Genomic DNA, 20,095 nt, shown 5'->3' with positions numbered 1-20,095 from the left:
GTAAATTGACCAGCAAATACCGCTTCCCAAGAATTTTCAATTTGCAATGTTCATTTTGCAATTTGCAATGTTCGACTGGTTCGCGAATAACATCACCCACCGCATTTTCATCAGCCCAGGCGATGCCCACGCGGCTAAACGAACTAACACGTGTTTTCCAGGACCAAAACTCTTCACGGCGTTGAGAGAAGTCCCCAGCAAAATCCCTCGCTGACGCGTTCGGGTTGGGAAACTGGAAAGATATTTCGAGCCAGTTTCTCAACCGCCAAAGATGGGGCGAGTCGGAACGGGATGAAACCGCGGCCAAGGAACCTCGGGCGGTTCAGGCGGTTTGGCGTATTCGCCGTTCTCTGTATCAAACGGGTCCACGGCAAGCGATTCGCCACCAATGTAATCGAGACTGCAATCGACGCTGGAACCAATCGCACCCGCAGCGTGATCCATTCCGTTGGGCGAGTGCCCGTGATTCGGTCCAGCAAACGCTTGTGTTGCGGCGGGATCAACAACTCCCGTTTTCCACGAACCAAAGATGCCGCCATGATCGGTTGGATCGTGGTAGCGTTCGCTGGGCAGATTGAGTGCGACGCAGCCGCTGCTAATCATTGTCAGCATGAAGCTAACAAAAAGCAGGGTTCGCGGTGGTTGATGATGCATGGCGGAGGAAACCCCGTCGAGGATCCCCCCACGACAGACCTACATTCTTTTCTTTCATCGACAGCCGCAGCCAAAGATCTTGAGGGCTTTAATAAAAATTTTCTAATCCGTATTGGTTACCACGGAGTTGTCCCGAATCAACTTCACGAGATTGGATTCCACCAAATCCCAACCCGAACGCGTCAGCGAGGGATTTACCTGTCAATCGAGATCCCTCGATTACGCGTTCGGTTTGGGAAACCGGGAAGCTATTTCGGGAGGGCTAGGAACGTGGGACTTTTAATAGTCGCCTTTCGCTCCGCGAAAGCAGCGGATTCGCTACTTTCGCGGAGCGAAAGGCGACTATAATTTTCCCGCCCTTTCCTTACCAAGATCAGCGAGGCGAAAACGAATCAGGATTCAACCACAAAGGCTTGTAGAAATGGCATGAATTCACTCAAACGCATCCTTCGATTGATTCACACCGTATCTGGCGGCGTTTTTTGCATCGTCTCATTGATCGTGCTGCTGGCGATCCTGACCGCGATCCCCGTGTTGCAATTGATTGCGTTTGGATACTTGTTGAACGTGGCCGGACGCTTGGCGGGCGGAGCGAGTTTTTGCGATTCGCTGCCAGGACTTTCGCAGGCAGGCCAAATCGGTTTAGCGGCGACCGCATTGATCTTGGCTTCGTTGCCAACTCAATTACTGGCACACTGGGAATCGGTTGCAGTCTTGATCCAACCTGGTTCAACCCGCGCCAGTGTCATGCGGTTTTTTGCTTTTGCAATGTCCAGCATCGCGATGGCGTACCTGATGATCGCCTGGGGATTGGGCGCGAGATTGGTGGACTACGGTTGGCCAGTTTCATTCTGCCTTGGACCGCGAAAACACCTGCGACGTTTCTTTTGCAAAGGGGCTTGGTCGTCACTGCCGAATCGATTGTGGGACTTCACCGTTTCTTTAGAACTACCAAGTTATTTCTGGCTCGGATTGCGGGGAGCAGTTGGCACGTTGATTTGGTTGATCCCCGCATTCGTGATCATCTTTACTTTCCGCGAGGGCGACACCGGAGCGGCAGGGTTGCTGGGGATGATCGCGATGTTGGTGCTGGGCATCGCGATGATGTACTTGCCGATGTTGCAGGCCCAATTCGCTGACGCCAATCGCCTATCAGCTCTGTTTGATGTTCGCCGAATTCGGTCAGATTTTCGTGGAGCGCCTTGGGCGTGGCTGGCCGCAATGCTGTTGACGCTGCTGGTCTTGCCGCTGCCACTTTACTCTTTGAAAATCGAGGCAACGCAGCAGGAAGTGATGTGGTTGCCTTGCGTTGTCTTCGTCGCATTCATGCTGCCGGCCCGCGTTGCGACCGGGCTGGCACTTCGCCGATGTCGCCGAAATTTGTTGGCGGACGATTCGTTTGCAAATCCCAAGTCGCCTGACACTTGGCCGACCATTTCGCGTTGGACGGTCCGGTTGTTGATGCCGTTAGTGGTGGCGGTTTACCTGGGTTTTGTCTATCTATCCCAATACACTAGCTGGGATGGTTTGGGGACGTGGATCGCCCAGCATGCGGTGCTGATTCCGGTGCCCTTTCGGCCTGTCGATTAAATCATAGTCGCCTTTCGCTCCGCGAAAGATGCGTCCGCAAACGCTACTTTTGCGGAGCAAAAGGCGACTATAAATTTGGATCTACTTTTAAATCGACAGGCCGTTTTGCCAACGGAACCTAGCATGTCCCACTTTTCCCAAATTGCGATAGAATGACGCGGGCCCATTCCTTCTCACCGCTGCTTTTGTATGCCACCTCGTCACCTGAACGTCATTCTGATCACCGCTGCGATCAGTTTGCTGTGCTACTTCACCCATCGTCGCACGCGATCGGCGTTGGTGGTCGGCGATGCATTGAATCTGATTGACGCTTACTACGTCGATCCCGTCGATCGTGGCGATTTGCTGAAGTCCGCCATGTCGGGATTGACCAGCGGCTTGGATCAGCACAGCGAATTCATCTCCAATGACGACTACGTCAACTTTCAGGACAGCATTCATCAGGAATTCGCGGGCATCGGAATTTATGTGGAAGAATCCAAAGACGGCGGCCCCGTTCGAGTGGTCACGCCTTTGGTCGGATCACCAGCGTTGGAAGCGGGGATGTTGCCGGGCGATGAAATCTTGAAAGTCGATCAAGAAGATGTCTCGTCGATGTCGCTGCGTGATGTCAGCGTCAGGCTAAAAGGACCGATGGGAACGACGGTCGCTTTGACGCTTGGCCGAGATGGTGAAAACGTCGAGCTGACCGTGCGTCGTGATCGAATCGAATTGGAATCGATCGTGGGTGATTACCGAGACAAAGACAACGACTGGGTCTATCGATTAAGAGAGGACGAAACGATCGCGTACCTGCGAATGACCAGCTTCGGCGAGAAAACAACCGAAGAACTGAGGCAGGTTCTCGTTCAGTTGGACAACCAGTTCGCAGGCATGATCATCGATCTGCGAGGCAACGGTGGTGGTCTGTTGGATTCTGCGATCGCGGTGTCGGACATGTTCTTAGATGCGGGGAACATTGTTTCCACGCGAATTCGTGGCGGCGAGATCGAAGGCACGTACAATGCCGAACCAGGCACCTTGGTGGACCCTGATATTCCGCTGGCGATTCTAATCGACGGCAGTTCCGCCAGTGCCAGTGAAATTGTTTCGGCAGCGCTTCAGGACAATGGTCGCGCGATGGTCGTGGGAACCCGCAGCTACGGGAAAGGCACCGTTCAGAATATCTTGCCACTGCAATATGGACGCAGTGCCTTGCGTTTAACCGTCGCACGATACTATCGTCCCAGCGGCGTCAACATTCATCGGGACAAAAATGCAACCGAAGAAGACGCTTGGGGTGTTAGCCCAAATGAAGGCGCGCTTGTCGAACTGAGTCCCGAAGCACTGCAGAGTATTGCAAAACGATGGCGAGAAGCCGCCTATCCGTCATTGATAGGAATCGATATCGAGCCAATCGTTGCAGAATCAGAAGAGACGACTGGCGAGCCAGAGGCAGAAACCGAGGCTTTAGAAACCGAGGATTCACAACTCGCCAAAGCATTGGAATTGATTCGCGAGAAACTGCCGGCAAAACCTGCGAAGTCGGCTGCTTGAATTGACGGTAGTGTTTTTTTAACTTTTGAAAACAAACGGGGACAACACTTAGATGGGTTTGTACGACCGAGACTACGGACGCAACGAGCGGACGCCGTGGGATCGAATTGAATCGCCACGCAGCATCGCCATCACGTTGATCGTGATCAATGTCGTGGTGTGGCTCGCCCAAATGTTGTTCATCGCCGATTACACTGATCCCGAAACGGGCCAAGTCATTCGAGATCCGGTGACCGGCAATGTGTTGGAATACAACCAATTGATCAAATGGGGCAGCGTCAGCGGCGACACGCTGATCCGACCTTGGTTGTGGTGGCAATTCATCAGCTACGGATTCTTGCACGACGACAACAGCCTGTTTCACTTGCTGTTCAACATGATCGGTTTGTTCTTCTTTGGACGAATCATGGAACGCAAATTGGGACAGCACGAATTCCTGCGGTTCTACTTGCTGTCGATCCTGGCCGGTGGAATCGTCGGTGCCGTGTTCGATTTTGTTTCGATGCAAATGACGGGCAGCGGTTCAACGATGACGATCGGTGCCAGCGGCGGTGTCGTGGCGACCGTGATCTTGTTCGCTTGTTACTTTCCGTATCAAGAAATCTACATCATGGCGATCTTGCCGATCAAAGCATGGATTGCGGCGACGTTCTTTGTGCTCAGCGACCTGGCCGGCGCACTCGGCATCATGAATGGGATGGGGCCAGGTTCGAACACCGCATTTACGGTTCACTTAGCCGGTGCAGCTTTTGCCGGGGGCTATTTTTATTGGAAGTGGAACTTTAGCTATTTGGACTTCACCGCACTTTCGGATCTCCCTGACCGCATGCGAATGCGTGCTCGCAGAGCCAAGCTAAAGATCCATGATCCTGACAAAAAGATGGCTCGAGAAGCCGACGACGCTGATCGGATTTTGGCAAAGATTCACGAACAGGGCGAATCCAGCCTGACATCGTCGGAACGAAAAGTATTGCAACGCTACAGCAAACGTCAGCGTCAAAAACGAGAACTATAGAATGTCTGAACGAATTCATATTGTTGGTATCGGTGACGATGGCCTGGACGGACTGACCGGACAAGCTCGACAACTGATCGAAGACGCAGGAATCTTGATCGGTAATCAGGGCCTGCTCGACAAGGTCGCTAGCGAGGGTGCTGAAAAGATCGTTTCCAGCGGAACGCTCGAAAAACTGAAACAGCAGATCCTTGATTTACCGGATAAGCCGACCGTGCTTTTGGCCGGTGGCGATCCGCTGTTTTATGGCATCGCCCGTTTTTTGACCGAGACGTTTGGCAAGGATCGCTTTGAAGTCGTTCCGCACGTTTCCAGCATGCAGTTGGCGTTTGCTCGTGTCAAAGAAAGTTGGGACGACGCCTATCTATCCAACTTGGCCAATCAACCGCTCGACCGAGTCGTCGATACGATCCGAACGGCCGAGCGAGTCGGCTTGTTTACGACCGAGGCAATTTCGCCTTCGGTCGTCGCTGCTGCCTTGCTAGATCGACGCATCGACTATTTCACAGTTTACGTTTGCGAAAACTTGGGCACGCGTGATGAAACGGTAACCCAGGGTGAATTGAAATCGATTGCCGAGCAGACATTTGGCCCGATGAACGTGATGGTGTTGGTGCGGCGACACGGTGCAGCCGATCGGCCCAGCGGAAGCCAACGTCGGCGTCTGTTTGGGAATCCCGATGACCTGTTCCTGCAGTCGCGCCCCAAACGTGGACTGTTAACACCGAGCGAAGTTCGTTGCATCGCGTTATCAGAAATGGATCTCAATCACGAAAGCGTGGTGTGGGATGTCGGTGCTGGCAGCGGAGCACTCGCGATTGAAGCAGCGTCGATCGCCAGCAGCGGAAAAGTTTTCGCAATTGAAATGGATGCCGAAGATTATGGAGTGATGATCGAGAACAGCAAAATGTTCAACGTCCCCGCTTTGGTCCCCGTTCACGGTCAAGCACCGACCGCCTGGGCCGACTTGCCGGACCCCGATTCAGTCTTCGTTGGCGGCAGCGGGCGAATGGTCCCTGAATTGGTCGCCGGCGCGGCGAAACGGCTCAAAAAAGGTGGGCGAATCGTGGTCAATGTTTCTAGCCCCGATAATCTGGTCGCGGTCGAGGCTCAGTTGAAAGCGGCGGGTTTGCGAAGTGACGTTCGCATGATCAACATCGCCCGAGGCCAATACCAGCTTGATCGAGTCCGATTCGACGCACTCAATCCGACATTTCTGGTCCTCGGCGCGAAAGAATAACGCCTGCGAATTCCCGAACTATGCTAGTGCATCGCAGGCCGGAACAAGCGGATCAAAGTTCCGGCGATCCAACTTCCCTTCCAACGATTGAGAATCTTCGATGCAGGTTCGTAAAGCTGTCATTACGGCGGCAGCACCACGGCAAAACCGCCTTCCATTGCAACAACTGGTTGATTCCAGCGGTGAAGACAAGACAGCGTTACAACTGATTGTTGACGAAACGGCGGCTGCCGGGATCGAGGAAATTTGCTTGGTCATTCGCCCGGAAGACCAGCAGGCTTACGAATTGGCGGCCGGGCCTCATTTGGCCGCGATCCAATTCGTGCATCAGCCGGAACCGCTTGGCTACGCCGACGCAATTCATCGTGCGGCTGACTTCGTCGCTAACGACGCTTTCTTGCATCTGGTCGGCGACCATTTGTACGTCAGCTCCACCGGCGTGCCATGTGCCAAACAGCTCGTTGATGTCGCCAAAGAATACAAGTGCAGCGTGTCCGCGGTGCAATCGACCCGCGAAAGTATGCTGCCCTACTTTGGCGTCGTTAGCGGTCCGCGATTACCTCAATCCCAGCAACCTAAATCACAGCGTCTTTACGAAATTGAACACGTGATCGAAAAGCCAACACCAACACTTGCCGAACAGGAACTCGTCACGCCTGGTTTACGAAGCGGACACTACCTGGGCTTTTTTGGCATGCATGTGTTGACCGCCGACGTGATGTCACTGATTAGTGATTTAACGAGGGGCGATTTGGCGAGCGGCGATTTGGCTAGCACCTCAAACGGCAACAAGCCTTGTCTTTCGGACGCGGTCGCGGCGTTGCCATCGCGGGGTAGATACTTGGCACACCAGATCGAAGGCACGCGATACAACCTGGGCGTCAAGTATGGGCTGCTAAAGGCTCAGCTTGCAATCGGATTGTCGGGCCGTGATCGCGATGAAATCCTTGTTGGAATCATGGATCTACTTTCCAATCGAGTCGAAGGACAGAACGTCGAATGCACCGCCTGATTGAAATCATCCTCAGTGATGACGAGTCGATTCGAAATCAGTCGCTGGAAGCCGTTTGTGAAGGACTTTCGCTCGAATCATTACTGTTGGCTGCAGCGGAGCTGGATCAGTTTCGTCGCCAAGAAAAGAACCTGTACTTTCGAGTGCGAGCCCTGTTCTTTTTGGCAGCGATCCATCGATACCATCTTCCGAATCGTTTGACGCCCGACCACCAAGGGCTGATTCCTTTTGATGGTTATGGGCATCTGTTGTCGCGGCGGTTTCTGGAAGCGATTGACGTTTTCTTGCAAACTCAGGCAACTAGCGGACCGAGTGACGGGATCTGCAGCGCGCTCGCCGAAGCCTATCACAAGCTTGGATTCCAAACGCTGGCGGATCAGGTTCGCGCCAGCGTTCGCGGTGTTCGCGGCAACCAATGGATGTTCCGCATTGGGCATCCCGACGACCATCCGCTGCGTATTCGGCCTGAATTGCTTGACATTGATCCCGAAACCGGCGCTTCGCCGCTGATCCGGGAATGCACCGCCGTTCGCATGGATTTTTCGCATAGTGCCTGGAGCGACATTTTCTTTCTTGGGATGGACTATCCCCAAGGTGCTCGCGTCGTCAACGTTTCCGTTGACCTGGGCGTCCGCGGCCGTGATCCGCATCCGGTGCCACCGATCGAAACCTTTCTGCGGATCATTGATGTTCCGGTGATTCGTTTGACCAGCGTCGACCTAGGCGTTTCAGCCGAGGTTGAATCGATTACCGAGATGTTCGATTTCGCGAGGGACTATCTGGGATTGTTAAAGGCGGCCGTGATCGCGGCGGGGATCGTTCCGCCTGGCTTGGAAGGCTCCGATGCAAAGATTAGTGATCTGTTGTCGCGTTTGGTTGGTCCTGGTCGCGGAATCGAATTGGTCAGCAAGATCAATGATATTCCCAAAGGATCACGATTGGCGGTTTCAACAAACTTGCTGGGATCATTGATATCGATCTTGATGCGAGCGACCGGCCAAGTGCAAAGCCTGCAAGGCACCCTGACCGAAGCCGATCGCCGTATCGTGGCGGCTCGTGCGATTCTGGGCGAATGGATCGGCGGCAGCGGTGGCGGTTGGCAGGATTCCGGCGGCGTTTGGCCGGGCATCAAATTAATCTGTGGAACCCAGGCAACTGAAAAGGATCCCGAATTTGGGATCAGCCGCGGACGTCTGATGCCGGTTCATCACGTTCTAACCGACGATGAACTCGCAAAAGAATCCACCCGAGAAAGAATTCAAGACTCGCTGGTGCTGGTCCACGGCGGGATGGCTCAAAATGTCGGTCCGATCCTGGAAATGGTGACCGAGCACTACTTGCTGCGCAGTGACAAAGAGTGGGCGGCCAGACAAGAAGCGATGGAGATTTACGACGAAGTCGTCGCCGCAATTCGCACAGGCGACGTGCGGCGGATTGGCGAATTGACGACGCGAAACTTTGAAGGCCCACTGCGAGCCATCATTCCCTGGTCAACGAATCGGTTCACCGATCGCCTGATTGAAATCTGCCGTGATCAGTATGGCGACCAGTTCTGGGGATTCTGGATGCTCGGTGGTATGGCGGGCGGCGGGATGGGGTTCATCTTTGATCCCAAGGTGAAAGAAGAGGCAGCGGATTGGCTAAGCGAGAAAATGGTCGAAGTGAAGCGATCGCTCGACACCGCGTTGCCTTTTGCAATGGATCCAGTCGTTTACGATTTTTCAATCAACGACAACGGATCTTTTGCGGTGCTGTTGACCGGCGAAAACGCGATCATGCCCGATCGATACTACGCTCTGGTCATGCCCGAATTGCTGCGAACGCCTCTGCGTGAATTGCCACCGGGCCGACGATCCGAAATGGCTCAGGTGGCGTCGCGAATCGAGGGCAATCAGGGAAGTGATACCGCCAAAATGTTGGTTCGCGGCTTGTTGCCAAGCGTCGAATCCTCGCAAGCGAAACAAGAGACGTTGCCTGAAATCCTGGATCAGTGCGGATTCGATCGCCAACAGCATGAAACGATTCGCGAGGACTTACTGAAAGGCCGAATTGGATTGGCATCGAATCGGTTGGCTTCCAGTACGACGATCACGGACGTCAGACCGCAAGACGTCATCGATTTGCGTGGCAAAATCGACCAAAAACACGTCGTCCTAGGTTCACGTGCGATCGCCGATGGACAAGTCGCGGTGATCACGTTGGCAGCGGGCGTTGGAAGTCGCTGGACCGAGGGCGCTGGCGTTTGCAAAGCACTGCATCCGTTCAATCGGTTTGCGGGACGGCATCGCAGTTTTCTGGAAGTGCATCTGGCGAAAAATCGCCGCATCGCGCAGCAACATGATTGCGTAATTCCGCATGTCTTTACGACTAGCTATTTAACGGATGGCCCGATTCGCGAATACTTGGCCTGCAATGATGACTTCGGCATGCCACAGGTTCACCTTTCAACAGGTCGTAGCATCGGTCTAAGAATGATCCCAACCGAACGCGACCTGCGTTTTCTTTGGGAGGAAACGACACAGCAAGTCCTCGATGCTCAACAACAAAAAGTTCGCGAAAGCGTTCGGGCGGCGTTGATTGGATGGGCAAGGAATTCTGGTCAGGCCAGCGACTACACCAACAACCTGCCGCGCCAATGCGTTCACCCAGTGGGCCACTGGTACGAAGTCCCCAATCTGTTGCGAAACGGATTGCTGCACAAAGTGCTGACTCAGCAGAGCGATTTAAAGTATCTGCTCTTGCACAATATCGATACACTCGGCGCGACCGTCGATCCAGGTTTGCTGGGACACCACATTGATGGCGGCGCAGCACTGTCGTTCGAGGTTATCACGCGGCGATTGGAAGATCGCGGCGGCGGCTTGGCATTGGTCGGCGGCAGGCCAAGATTGGTGGAAGGCTTAGCGATGCCTACCGAAGACACCGAGTTCAATCTGACGTACTACAATTCGATGACGACGTGGATCGATATCGATGCTCTGCTTACGTCCATGGGGCTGACCCGTTCGCAGCTTGATGATTCCGCCAAGGTTGACCAAGCCGTTCGGCAGATGGCCAATCGGATGCCGACTTATGTCACGCTAAAAGACGTCAAGAAACGGTGGGGACATGCACAAGAAGATGTCTTCCCAGTTTCGCAGTTCGAGAAACTGTGGGGCGACATGACTAGCTTGCCCGAAATCGATTGCCAATTCTTTGTCACGCCGATGCAACGAGGCCAGCAATTGAAAACCCAGTCCCAACTCGACCCTTGGAAACGAGACGGAACTGCCGACTACATCGATTCACTTTGTCAGTGGGATTGAAGGTAGGCCGTTTTTAGCAGAGCGAAATACGGCACCCTATCACCCAAAGCCGTGGAGAGTTGTGGTCCCGGAAAACACGTGTCAGTCCGTTTAGCCGCGTTGGGCATCGCCCCGCGTGTTTCGTTCCGGGTGTTTCGTTCCGTGTGGACGCGCGGGGCGATGCCCACGCGGTTAAACAATTTAGAAACCCTTCACGGCGTTGGGCATCGCCCCATGTCTAAGCAGCTTGGCTCTTGGCCATGGTGACCTTCAGCAGTTCGACTTCGCTGTTGACGTTGGTCTTTTCAAAGACGCGTGATCGATGCTTTGATGCGGTTTGCACAGAGATTTGCAACTGGGATGCGATCTGCTTAAGAGTGTCTCCCTCCATCAACAAATGAGCGACTTCCGATTCGCGTTCGGTCAGCACGTCCCACTGATAGTCTGCAACACAAGGTTCGCTCGCTTGTTGTTTCGACTTCTTATTGTGAGCGATCGCCAGCTTAATCGTTTCTAGAATCTCCATTGGCGGACGATCCTTATCAACGAAATCAAACATGCCTGCACGGAACGCGGCGCGACACGATGTCGTGTCGGCGAAACCGGTCATCAGAACGCTGGTCATCGGAAGCTTTTGCTCAGCGATGTGCTGGAACAATGCCAACCCATCCATGCCAGGCATCATCATGTCCAAAAGCAGACAACCTGATGGAAGCTCGGCTGCGTCAACCAAGAAAGCACTTGCACTCGAAAAACAGGTGGTCTCTAGGCCCGCTGAATCACAGAGCCGCTTGATGAAATCCCGGTGAATTGCATCATCGTCGACCAGGTAAACTCGGTCTTGTGTTTCAGCACTTTGGTTGACGCTGGGAATACTCGATGTGGGAAATTGGTAGGGCAACGAATCGGTTGCGTTTTGCATTAGATCTACTTCGATAAGATTGTGGGGTTCAAGCCAGCTCTTATTTCTTCGCTTTGTGGGGAAGAGCGGGCACTATTCCGTTATCGATATCCAGTAACGCTTTATCCCGAAGAAAAAGTCACGGTTGCAATTTTCATCCAAACCAACGTTGGCTTGAATCGGTTGCACCGTCCTGTACACCGTTCAGAAACCGGCACATTTTTTCGTGTTCCAGAACCTAAATTGGGCCGCAGAAGTTGCCTAACCCAAGCAAACAACGTGCTGCAACCGTTGCTGGCTTGATAAGGGGAGAATCAGCCGCATAGCCAAGCATAAGCATAATACCGATGCAGCTTCTAATTTCCAGTTTGCAGCATGGCCACCGCCATCGCGATTCACGGTGAACAGAATGCTGGTATGCAAATCGGCAAACGTATTTGTAGGCCGTAGCGAGTGAAGCGAGTTACGGCTTTTTTGCAGTCCTGCCGTAACTCGCTCCGCTCGCTACGGCCTACTTTTGAACTTACGGCCGGCGTAATCTGGGAAGCAAACTGGGATGAATTCTTCAGTTAGCTCTGACAGTATTTGTAGGCCGTAGCGAGTGAAGCGAGTTACGGCTTTTTTGCAGTCCTGCCGTAACTCGCTCCGCTCGCTACGGCCTACTTTTGAACTTCCCACCAGCGCAATCTGGGAAGCGAACTGGGATGAATTCCTTAGTTCTCTTCGGTTACCTCTGACAGTTCCGGACCCGTTTCCTCTGAATCTTCGCTTGGCATTTCGGCTGAACCTTCTTCCGATTCTTCAGCGGGTTCGGCTTCGGGCTGATCTTGTTCCTTCTCCGCTGCTTCCTCCAGTTCTCGTTCGCGGCGAAGCTCTTCTGCCTCAAGCTCCATCTTTCGTTTCCGAAGATCTTCTTCGGCGTCTAAACGAATCTGCGCGTAACGAGTCGGGTCAACACTTCCTTCGTATCCCATCATTTCCACAAACGTCTTCAGCGGGAAGTCGTCTGGAATGTCTTCCGAGTCGATCAATGTCATGTATCGCCGAATCGAGCGGTACAAGTCTTCGGCGCTGTCGTCGATGGTCAGGATAGGATAGTCATCAAAGATTTCTTGCCAGACTCCGAACGCTTCTTCGTATAGCTCGATCGCCTTGTCCAGTTCCGCTTCTTCGTTGGCAAGTTCGGCGTCGTAGATCAGCTTTCTCGCTCGAACCGTTCTTGTTTCCTGTTCCGCATTGGCCAGTGCTTTCCAATAGGCATAATTGATCTGTGTTCGGTAGCCATCGGTCTTCCTAAAACGCTCGTCAAGATCGTTCAGCTCGCCAATCAACTGAACCGCTCGCAAACGAACACTCGGATCAGAATTACGAGCGATGCTTTCGAGCCCATTGTTCAAGCCGGTGAAAAAGTTCTTAACCAATTCTCTTTCCGACTGACTTTGGTCGGCTGCTTTCTTTCGCAGAATCGCTTGTCGTTTTGGCGGGTAGGTTGCGATTCTCTCTTCCATAAACTGATCGAACACATCACCGGTGAGTTTGCCGAACTCTTCCAGTTTCTCTTCGCGACGTTGGTAAAGATCATCCATCCCATCCAGCTTGATCGTGAACGGCGAGGTGGTGGGGATGCTGCGGTTACCGAAACGAGCCCAATCTTCGGATGCCATCTGCCATGCATTTTCGGCGCGGTCATCCAAGATGCCTTCTTTTTCGATCGATTCGGCATGCTTGATCCGCCACTTTGGTCCGGTCTCGTAAAAGTTCAGCGGTGTTTGACGATTGATGGCAACGCCCGAATCAACCAGTTCGTAACCGTAGTTAAGCCACAATCGACCGACCAGCCAATTGTCTGGCTTGCCCAGCGGACCGCGAGCCTCGGGGCTGTCGACGGCAATGTCTTGTTCGATCAATGATTCGTGAAGCACATCGTCTTCGGAAAACAGACGACGGAATTGACGTTTCTCGTCAGCGGTTCCCATCTTTGATCCATAGAACCAACCGGTGTACCAAACCAACCTAGGTGCTTCGCGATTTTGACGGACACCGCGTGATAGAAACTCGGTTCCCTCGCGAACCATTTCGTAACGCTGACGGTAATCGTCGAATTCCGTCGAAACGTTGTACGCAAGATTATGAGCTTGGTGTTCCCAAACCTTTTCAAAGTGCGGCTGAAGCAGAGCGATATTGTTGAGCGTCGCTTTCAAACGATCCCATTCGTGCAACACCTTGTATTCATGAGCCCGATTCCAAAGCAAGGTTGCGGCAACACCACGAAGCCCCAGCGTTGCCAGTTTCATCGTTTCGCTGGCAGGACTGATTTCCCCAAGGTCGCTTTCGGAAATGTTGTACTTGTGACGCAGCTTAGAAAGCTCGCCACCGCTATCACCCGACGAGGGTTGGCCAAGTTTGTAAAGCGGCAACAGCATCGCCAAAAGGACGACGATGTAGATGAGCTTGCGACGAAAATTTGAAGAGCGATTCATGCCGCGATCTCGCGAGTTTTCAAGAAGAAGTAGCTAACAAGGAACGCCAAGATGCAGTAACCCAACGTTGCCGCGGCGTGCCGCAGCAACAACGCGCCGAAGATATCAAAACCACTAGCGGCGAACTCAGCCGTACCAACCATCTTGGGCAGGTTTGGAAGTGCCGTCGCGATCGCGTCCAAGGTGTAAACGATGCCCGCGTCAAAGGTTTGGATCACCGTGGCGGCCGCGGTGTCAACATCCAACTGCGTCGTCATCGCATCCTGTTTCAACAAACGAACCAACGATTCAACCGGACCACCGCCGCGTGCGATTCCCGCGTCAATGTAGTGACGTGTGTCGTAAACCTGTTCGGCCGAAAATCCTAGCAACACGCATACTGCCGTCGCCACCATCGCAACCGGACCGCTCAAGAACGTGCTAAACATGACGCCAAACGCGATCACCATCGTCATCTGTAACCAGATCGAAATGTAGGCCTTGAAGAAGTTCCAAGCAAAAGAACTCTCGTCCGGCCGCAGGTAGATGCCGCTGCGAGTCATGCCCAAATACTGAGAACTATCGATACAACGAATCGCAATCGTCAATCGACCGTTTTCGTCCACTAGATCGTCAAACACGTTCAGCATGCGAGTCTCTTCGCCCGCGGTGCCTTCGATTTCGATCGGTAGGATTTTTTCGTCAACCGCGTATTCATCCACAACGAAAGCGATCGGGTTCGATTCGATGGCTTTGGTCGGATGCTTCATCGTGATCGAACCGCGAATCCCCGTTTCGATATCGCCTTTGAAAGACCGGTAGGCACGAATCGATAAGTCGATCGGAATGCCATCGGCGTATCGTTGTGGAGTGACTTCGCGGAAGGTGTACTCGGCTTTGCCAAGCGTTCCACCTTCGACATAGCCGTGCTGGATCTTGCGAGTCCCGCTGGCCAGTCCGACAAGACGCGACACACCGGCACTGCCGTAGCCGCCGGCTAATTGTTCGTTACCAACATCAATCCCGGCGTCTTTCTGTTCACCGCTACGGTCGAAAAACGCGATCTCGCCATAGGAAGGAATTCGGGCTCGCAGCGCCCGCTCGGGCGGACCGATCGTAAAGTCGCCGTCGGCGGTTCGTGTCACGACGTGCAAGTGACCGCGAACCATGTTGGTCAGACCGCTACGTGCGGCCCCTTCTTCTTCACCTTCGCCAGCCGGTTCGATAGTAAAGGTGTGTTGGTGATTGCGAACGTAATCGGTTTCGCCAACGAGCGTGCCGTCGTCTAGTTCCTCAACTTCGGTGACTTCCAAGTGAGTGTGACGCAGTCCCCGCGTGACAAACAGATAACTGGACAAGCCCATCGGAATCAGGATCAGCGTACCCACGCCGACGAAGCCTACCATGCGTCCGAGCACGATTTCGGTCGCACGAACTGGCTTGGTGACGATCGAATAAATCGTCTTGCTTTTGATTTCCGCTGGCAACGAAAATGCACTGATAAACAGGGCAAGTGCCAACACTAAGTAGTTCGTCGCGGTCAAAACAAAGCTGATGTAAAGCCGAGCAGGATCATCGCTTTCAGGGTTCAGGTACCAACCGGCCAACAGCAGCACGACCAAGAACAACCCAACCACGAACAAAACTTTTCGCCGAATGGCTTCTTTAAATGCCAACCGGGCCAACGCGTAGATTCGCCGCGGCGATGTTCCTGGTAAATCGAATCGGACTAGATCGCGAATCGTTCGGGCAACGGCATAGAAGCCTTCCACCGGTCCATAGCGAACCGCGGAAATGATGTAGCCAATGATCAGACCCAACACGATCGCCAAGATGATCAGCACCACACCCTGCAGTGCGGCACTTTCCAAAAACGCACCGGGACGGATCAACCATTCGTAGAAGGACCAAAAGTCCTCTGGTTGCAGCGTCATTGTTTGCCCTCGCCGTCGGTTTGCTGAGCTGATCCACTTTGCTGATCAGAACCAGTTTGCTGACCGGCATCGGCCGAAACACGCCGAGCACCGGGACGAGCTTCGCTTTCACGGACAATGTTCAAGAACAACTCTTCCATCGTCGCGGTCGGGTTATCAATCGATTTGACATCGCCGCCATGTCGCTTGATCACGTCGGCAATTTCTTGCTTCGCTTGATCACTCAAACCCGTCGCGTGAACTTCAGTCACGTCCTTGACCTTCAACAGATCTGAAACTCGGCCCAACTCCTTCAATTCGCCCTGGTGCAAAATCGCCACACGGTCGCAAACGTCTTGAACGTCGGCCAATTGGTGGCTGCAAAGCAGGATCGTTTTGCCTTGGTCGCGAAGGGCCAAAATCAGGTCCTTCATTTCGCGAGTTCCGATCGGGTCCAGCCCGGTCGTCGGTTCGTCCAGCAAAATCAAATCAGGGTCGTTGATCAACGCTTGAGCCAAACCGACACGGCGGGTCATCCCTTTACTGTATTCCTTCAATTGACGGTGACGGGCACCGGACAGACCGACCAGCTTGATCAATTCCTCGACACGTTTCTTGCGATCGGCGGCCGACATGTTGAAAAGTCGCCCGTAGAAATCCAGCGTCTCTTCGGCCGACAAAAACTTGTACAGATAAGACTCTTCTGGCAAATAGCCGATTCGTTCATTCTTGCTGGTCTCGCTGGCGTCCTTATCGAACACCAAAACACGGCCGCTGGTGGGAAACAACAGCCCCAGGATCAGCTTGATCGTCGTGGACTTGCCGCTACCGTTGGGTCCGAGCAGACCGAAGATCTCACCTTGCTTGACCTCGATATCCAGCGATTTGAGGGCATTGACCTTTTTCCGGCCCCAGAAATCCCGATAAATTTTGCTCAGGTTGCGAGTTTCGATGACCACGCCAGAATTGGCGGCCGATGATGCGGCTCCGCGATCCGAAATAACAGGGTCAGAAACGGCAGTGCCAGCCGAAGCATTTTCGGCCGAGGGTGCTTCGGTATCCACAGGCGAAAGAATCCGTAGGAGAAATCAAGTAAGAATAGGACGAATTGCCAATGCTTTCGCTACGCGGCGGCTGTCCGTACGGTTCGCTGGCGTACTAAAATCATTTGACAAAACGAGAACGGAACCAACTTGACGCATTTTTCTCCTGCCGGTGTCACGAATCCTCAGCTTTCCAAGCGATATGCGAAAGCGATGGAATTCCTGTACGACCGTATCAATTACGAAAAGCTTGCCAACTCGGGCGGGAAGTATCCGTTCCGGCTTCGCCGCATGGTCGAGCTGCTGGTCCGCCTCGATTTGACCCGTTTGGTGCATCCTTCGCATTTGGAAGGCCTAGCAAAAGTTCCAGCTACCCCAGAAAACACACCCCAGCAAACCGTTCCGATCGTCCACATCGCCGGCACCAAAGGCAAAGGGTCAACGGCAACCATGGTCGCATCCGTTTTGACCGCGGCGGGTATCAAGACCGGTGCCTACACCTCGCCCCACCTGCATCGGCTCGAAGAACGGTTTCGCGTCGATGGACTGCTTTGCGAGCCGGCGGAGTTGGTCGGTCTCGTCGATCGTGTTCGCTCCGTCGCCAACGAAATGGCGAAGGACGATGCGGGTGAACCCACCTTCTTTGAGTTGACAACTGCGATCGCACTGCTGCATTTTCATCTATCGAAATGCCAGGCGATCGTGCTGGAAGTCGGGCTGGGCGGACGCCTGGACAGCACCAATGTTTGCCTTTCAACCGTTTCAGTGATCACGTCGATCGGGCTGGATCATCAACACGTTCTGGGAGACACCAAAGAACTGATCGCTGCTGAAAAAGCTGGCATCATCAAATCAGGTGTTCCGGTGGTTTGCGGCGTGACGGAAACCGGCCCCCAAGCTGTGATCGAAGAAATCGCCTTGGCGAACAACGCGACTTTGTATCAGATCGATCAAGATTTCAGCGTGCAGTCTCAACCCAATCAAGATTGGGGCTCGCAAATATCCTTTGACGCAAACAACTCGGCGCTGCAATCGATCGCCGATATCAATCTGTCCCTGGAAGGCATCCATCAAACGCGCAACGCGTCATTGGCGATCGCTGCGATTCAAATTCTGATGCAGCAAACGACGCATTCAGTTGAAAACGATGCTTATCGTTTAGCGCTCGCCAATGTAACCTGCGAAGGACGTATTGAACGGTATCGGTTGCCAGGCGACGTCACGGTACTGATCGATGCGGCTCACAATGACGATTCGATCGCCGCGCTCTGCGATGCGATCAACGTCCGCGGCGGATCGGCTTCACAACCCATGACATTTATCTTCGGCACCAGCATCGATAAAGTCGCCGAGCCCATGATCCGTCGCATTACCAAGCTGGCTGACACCTTGGTGCTGACTCAGTTCACCAGCAACCCGCGGTTCACCGATCCCGAGAGCCTGCGGAATTACATTCCAACATCGTGGCAAGGGACTTTGATGGTCGAGCCAGATCCGCTAACCGCATGTCGGATCGCAGTCGAGAAAGCGACGCCCGGCTCGACGATTGTACTGTGCGGATCGTTTTTTCTGGCAGCCGAAACAAGACAGTGGTTTGCTGCGCAGAAGTTATAACCACGGATGGCTTCCGCGAGACCACGGATTTCAGGGCCGAGCAATTATCCGTGGTCCCGCGAAAGCCATCCGTGGTTATTTTTCTATTCCCGATGAACCGCTTCCAATTCTTCCAACCGCTCGATCCGCTTATCAGCTTGGTTCATGAGAGTTTGGACGATCGAGATCCTGGTATCCAGCTCAGCGGTAAGCTCGCGTTGCAGGTCGAACATTGCCACCTGCCATCGCTGGGTTTCCGGTGGAGCGTCGGATAACGGCAACACTGGATCTTTGCGGGTTTGGATTTTCTTGAGTTCTCGCGACGCCGCTCGGGCTTCGCGGTTGACTCGTTTTCCCATCTTCATTTGCCGCCTAGCCAAGACCCAGCCCAAGATCAGGAACCCGGCGACCATCCACAATTGTGCTCCCTGCATCGATCCAAAACCGCTGGATTCTTCCGCCGCTGGACCTGCGACCTCAGCAACTTCACTGGCTAGCGATGTAGCCTCGGTTACTAAATCGGTGTCGGCGAGAATTTGAAACAGCGTCAACATGAATAGCTCAGATCAGAATTAGTTCCTCACAACCTGCGTTACAGCGATCCGATCGCAGGATAAGATAGACCATCATCATCCATGATCGGCACCGACGCTGTTGTCAGCCGAAACAAGTGCCAAAGATTGCCCTCGAAAAGGTTAGAGAAGAAATGACGGTTGTTCCAATTGATTCGTTAAGCTGGACACAACGCTGATGCGAATCAAGGTTTGGCACGCCACCAGTTCTCGGCAAGACCCGGGCCGGGTCGAACAGGTATGCGAAAGCTATCTGGATTCGGACGAGCGGCGCAGAGCCGATCAATTTCGCCAGCCCACCAGTCGTAACCAGCACGTCATTGGTCGCGGCATGGCGCGCCGTTTGATTGGCGATCAAGCGGGCGTGAATCCAAGCCAGATTCAATTTGGACTTCACCAATACGGAAAGCCGTTTGTCAGTGCCCCCGACGATGCCGCCCGTCCATTCAATGTTGCGCACACCAACGGTCTGGTCTTGTGTGGCCTTGCTGAAGAACAACCAACGAATGTTCCACCGCTAATCCAGTTGGGTGTTGACGTCGAAGCAATCGACCGGCGAACCGATCCCGCGATCGCCGAGCGGTTCTTTTCGAAACCCGAAGTCGATCATCTGCGAGGCTGCGTCGGCGATGCCGAACGACGTTTGGCTTTCCTAAGAATTTGGACGCTAAAGGAGTCTTTCATCAAGGCGATCGGGACGGGCATGTCCACGCCGCTTGCCGATTTTGCGTTCGATCAAATCGATTCAGCGCGACCCGTAATTCGCATGCTAAGTGATACGCTGGACGTCGGAGAGTGTTGGCAGTTCAGCGTCTTTGAACCGAGACCCGGCTTCATCGCCGCGACAGCAGTTTGCACAGGCAAGCAAACCCCCGTACCCGAACTAATGCTGATGAGCTTCGATGAAATGGTTTGAAACCGAACCGCAACACGCGAAGTTGTCTTTTGCTCAGTATTGTTTCCGCAGTATTGTTTGTTCAGCATTGTTTCCTCAGGGACTTCACATTGATCCCGTGAGCCGCGACGCGTAAGCGGCCGGGCATACCGCGCATACCCGAGACCTCACGGCCAACAACACCGCCGCTCCTGCCCGTTCAAACGCCTGACCTCTCTCACTCCGCGGTGGAAATAACAGCGATGCCTAACGCCGTGAAGGGTTTCTAAATTGTTTAACCGCGTGGGCATCGCCTGGACCGCTAAATCTTTGGGATTGCATCAGTTCTCGTTTGCGCAGGTTTCATTCTCACCGCGACGTTGAGTGCTTCCGCCGGGCTTGCCCCGGA

At 53.7% G+C, this 20,095-nt stretch carries 14 protein-coding genes; 8 read left to right on the top strand and 6 right to left on the bottom strand.

Translation table 11 applies throughout. The features are described from left to right. Positions 1–258 precede the first annotated feature (258 nt). A complete protein-coding gene (locus tag RC85_RS19910; RefSeq protein WP_162273230.1) occupies positions 259–612 on the bottom strand; it encodes a hypothetical protein in 354 nt (117 codons plus the stop codon). Between the two features lie 468 nt (positions 613–1,080). On the opposite strand from RC85_RS19910, the gene RC85_RS19905 reads away from it, so the two are divergent. The 6 genes from RC85_RS19905 (at position 1,081) to RC85_RS19880 (ending at position 10,352) form a co-directional block, all read left to right on the top strand. Further along, the gene (locus tag RC85_RS19905) at positions 1,081–2,244 is read left to right on the top strand and encodes a DUF4013 domain-containing protein (RefSeq protein ID WP_068266053.1); all 1,164 of its coding nucleotides are present in this window, start codon (positions 1,081–1,083) and stop codon (positions 2,242–2,244) included. A 189-nt stretch (positions 2,245–2,433) separates the two neighbouring features. Further along, positions 2,434–3,780, top strand: a complete 1,347-nt coding sequence (locus RC85_RS19900; RefSeq protein WP_068266051.1) for a S41 family peptidase — start codon at positions 2,434–2,436, stop codon at positions 3,778–3,780. Between the two features lie 52 nt (positions 3,781–3,832). After that, on the top strand, positions 3,833–4,795 hold the full coding sequence (locus tag RC85_RS19895) for a rhomboid family intramembrane serine protease (protein WP_068266047.1): 963 nt from the start codon (positions 3,833–3,835) through the stop codon (positions 4,793–4,795). Between the two features lies 1 nt (position 4,796). Next, the gene (locus RC85_RS19890; protein ID WP_068266045.1) at positions 4,797–6,035 is read left to right on the top strand and encodes a bifunctional cobalt-precorrin-7 (C(5))-methyltransferase/cobalt-precorrin-6B (C(15))-methyltransferase; all 1,239 of its coding nucleotides are present in this window, start codon (positions 4,797–4,799) and stop codon (positions 6,033–6,035) included. A gap of 100 nt (positions 6,036–6,135) precedes the next feature. Then, complete coding sequence (locus RC85_RS19885; RefSeq protein WP_068266042.1) at positions 6,136–7,047, top strand: sugar phosphate nucleotidyltransferase; 912 nt, start codon at positions 6,136–6,138, stop codon at positions 7,045–7,047. Beyond that, positions 7,035–10,352 (top strand): UTP--glucose-1-phosphate uridylyltransferase, encoded by a 3,318-nt coding sequence (locus RC85_RS19880; protein ID WP_068266040.1) that lies wholly within the window; start codon positions 7,035–7,037, stop codon positions 10,350–10,352. Before RC85_RS19885 ends, RC85_RS19880 begins: the two co-directional genes overlap by 13 nt. Positions 10,353–10,569: 217 nt before the next feature. Here RC85_RS19880 and RC85_RS19875 read toward each other — a convergent pair whose 3' ends face one another. From RC85_RS19875 to RC85_RS19855, 4 genes are all read right to left on the bottom strand, one after another. Continuing rightward, complete coding sequence (locus tag RC85_RS19875; RefSeq protein ID WP_068266035.1) at positions 10,570–11,253, bottom strand: response regulator transcription factor; 684 nt, start codon at positions 11,251–11,253, stop codon at positions 10,570–10,572. Positions 11,254–11,945: 692 nt separating this feature from the next. Continuing rightward, the gene (locus tag RC85_RS19865) at positions 11,946–13,712 is read right to left on the bottom strand and encodes an IRE (iron responsive element) (protein WP_068266032.1); all 1,767 of its coding nucleotides are present in this window, start codon (positions 13,710–13,712) and stop codon (positions 11,946–11,948) included. Continuing rightward, on the bottom strand, positions 13,709–15,625 hold the full coding sequence (locus RC85_RS19860; RefSeq protein ID WP_068266031.1) for an ABC transporter permease: 1,917 nt from the start codon (positions 15,623–15,625) through the stop codon (positions 13,709–13,711). Before RC85_RS19860 ends, RC85_RS19865 begins: the two co-directional genes overlap by 4 nt. Further along, a complete protein-coding gene (locus RC85_RS19855) occupies positions 15,622–16,668 on the bottom strand; it encodes an ABC transporter ATP-binding protein (protein WP_084422868.1) in 1,047 nt (348 codons plus the stop codon). The genes RC85_RS19860 and RC85_RS19855 overlap by 4 nt, the downstream gene beginning before the upstream one ends. A 129-nt stretch (positions 16,669–16,797) precedes the next feature. Between RC85_RS19855 and RC85_RS19850 the strand changes: the two genes are divergently transcribed. Further along, the gene (locus tag RC85_RS19850) at positions 16,798–18,261 is read left to right on the top strand and encodes a bifunctional folylpolyglutamate synthase/dihydrofolate synthase (RefSeq protein ID WP_068266029.1); all 1,464 of its coding nucleotides are present in this window, start codon (positions 16,798–16,800) and stop codon (positions 18,259–18,261) included. An 83-nt stretch (positions 18,262–18,344) separates the two neighbouring features. Here RC85_RS19850 and RC85_RS19845 read toward each other — a convergent pair whose 3' ends face one another. Beyond that, positions 18,345–18,794: a hypothetical protein gene (locus tag RC85_RS19845; protein WP_235033409.1), complete on the bottom strand. Its 450-nt coding sequence runs from the start codon at positions 18,792–18,794 to the stop codon at positions 18,345–18,347. 196 nt (positions 18,795–18,990) lie between these two features. On the opposite strand from RC85_RS19845, the gene RC85_RS19840 reads away from it, so the two are divergent. Next, positions 18,991–19,728, top strand: coding sequence for a 4'-phosphopantetheinyl transferase family protein (locus tag RC85_RS19840; protein WP_084422867.1), 738 nt, complete (start codon positions 18,991–18,993; stop codon positions 19,726–19,728). Positions 19,729–20,095 lie beyond the last annotated feature (367 nt).

This window comes from Rubripirellula obstinata (genome assembly GCF_001642955.1).
In the GTDB taxonomy this organism is placed as follows: Bacteria; Planctomycetota; Planctomycetia; order Pirellulales; family Pirellulaceae; genus Rubripirellula; species Rubripirellula obstinata.
This window is presented reverse-complemented; position numbering and strand designations above follow the sequence as displayed.

Bases quoted from the DNA above. Each gene is read 5' to 3' on its own strand.
- RC85_RS19910 (WP_162273230.1), bottom strand. From the start codon at position 612: ATGCTGACAATGATTAGCAGCGGCTGCGTCGCACTCAATCTGCCCAGC.
- RC85_RS19905 (WP_068266053.1), top strand. From the start codon at position 1,081: ATGAATTCACTCAAACGCATCCTTCGATTGATTCACACCGTATCTGGC.
- RC85_RS19900 (WP_068266051.1), top strand. From the start codon at position 2,434: ATGCCACCTCGTCACCTGAACGTCATTCTGATCACCGCTGCGATCAGT.
- RC85_RS19895 (WP_068266047.1), top strand. From the start codon at position 3,833: ATGGGTTTGTACGACCGAGACTACGGACGCAACGAGCGGACGCCGTGG.
- RC85_RS19890 (WP_068266045.1), top strand. From the start codon at position 4,797: ATGTCTGAACGAATTCATATTGTTGGTATCGGTGACGATGGCCTGGAC.
- RC85_RS19885 (WP_068266042.1), top strand. From the start codon at position 6,136: ATGCAGGTTCGTAAAGCTGTCATTACGGCGGCAGCACCACGGCAAAAC.
- RC85_RS19880 (WP_068266040.1), top strand. From the start codon at position 7,035: ATGCACCGCCTGATTGAAATCATCCTCAGTGATGACGAGTCGATTCGA.
- RC85_RS19875 (WP_068266035.1), bottom strand. From the start codon at position 11,253: ATGCAAAACGCAACCGATTCGTTGCCCTACCAATTTCCCACATCGAGT.
- RC85_RS19865 (WP_068266032.1), bottom strand. From the start codon at position 13,712: ATGAATCGCTCTTCAAATTTTCGTCGCAAGCTCATCTACATCGTCGTC.
- RC85_RS19860 (WP_068266031.1), bottom strand. From the start codon at position 15,625: ATGACGCTGCAACCAGAGGACTTTTGGTCCTTCTACGAATGGTTGATC.
- RC85_RS19845 (WP_235033409.1), bottom strand. From the start codon at position 18,794: ATGTTGACGCTGTTTCAAATTCTCGCCGACACCGATTTAGTAACCGAG.
- RC85_RS19840 (WP_084422867.1), top strand. From the start codon at position 18,991: ATGCGAATCAAGGTTTGGCACGCCACCAGTTCTCGGCAAGACCCGGGC.